This is a genomic window from Bacillus sp. FJAT-53060, from assembly GCF_037104745.1.
GTDB classification, from domain to species: domain Bacteria; phylum Bacillota; class Bacilli; order Bacillales; family Bacillaceae; genus Bacillus; species Bacillus stratosphericus_B.
In genome coordinates this window covers 1-1110 of the sequence record NZ_JBAWSW010000085.1, presented here as the reverse complement: position 1 = coordinate 1110, position 1110 = coordinate 1, and the positions used below count along the sequence as shown (strand labels likewise).

The window sequence follows — 1110 nt, the reverse complement described above, 5'->3', positions numbered from 1 at the left end:
TATTATCCCCTCTAAGTAGACAGTGTAAAAAGCCCAAGAACATATCTTGGCTGTTACACTATACTTGGAGGGGATTTTTTATGGCTAGAAAGGGACAACAATTTCAACACTATTCTAAAGAATTTAAGATGAAAGCTGTCAAAATGTACGAAGAAGGAAACAGAAGTTATCAGTCATTGTCTGAAGAATTAGGTATCAAAAGCTCCACTCAGTTAAAAAGTTGGGTCAGAAAATTTCGTGAGGGGCAATCTTTTGAAGATCAAAGAGGAAAACATACAAAGTCAGAAAATCCTTTTAACGGACGTCCCAAGTTCATGTTTAAAAGTGTGGAAGAAGAAAGAGATTATTTAAAGGCACAGGTAGAATACTTAAAAAAGCGTTATCCAAATCTACACGGAGAGGATGGATTTTAAAGAATGTGAGGTTTGAAGTTGTTCACGAATTAAAGAGTTTTTATCCGTTGACATGGCTCGTCTGCATCGCCAAAGTATCACGATCTGGGTACTATAAATGGCGTAAGAATCAAAAGATTCGAATGGAGCGACAACTGAAAGAACAAATCCTCAAAGAACACATCATGGCCATTCATCATTCAAGACCCTTCTATGGCTATCCTCGGGTGACAATCGCTTTAAAGAAAGAAGGATTTCGCATCAACCATAAGCGTGTCTACAGGTTGATGAAAGAGATGAACATCCAATCAATCATTCGAAAAAAACGGCGGTATTTCGGAAGACAAGCTTCAGTTGTCCATCCAAACAGATTAAACCGAAAATTTAAAGCCAATCAATACAATCAGCTATATGTGACTGATATTACCTATATCGCTTGCCAGCATCACTTTTATTATCTTTCAGCTATACAAGATCTATATAACAATGAAATCGTCGCATGGAAACTGTCAAAACGAAATGATCTTGAATTGGTCATGGAGACATTAGAGAACTTGACATCCCTGCGGGATGTCAAAGGAGCCCTACTTCATTCAGATCAAGGATTCCAATACACAACAAAAGCATATCAAAAGCGACTAGAAAACGTTGGTTTGAAGGGCAGTCATTCCCGAAGGGGAAACTGCCTAGATAATGCCTGTATCGAATCATTTTTCTC

2 protein-coding genes are annotated in these 1110 nt (G+C 37.9%); both read left to right on the top strand.

What is annotated here, in order from left to right:
• On the top strand, window positions 1-413 hold a 413-nt coding region (locus WAX46_RS16005; RefSeq protein ID WP_442895683.1), incomplete at its 5' end, for a transposase.
• Between the two features lie 5 nt (window positions 414-418).
• The coding region (locus WAX46_RS15635; RefSeq protein WP_376776478.1) for an IS3 family transposase at window positions 419-1110 on the top strand (692 nt) is incomplete at its 3' end.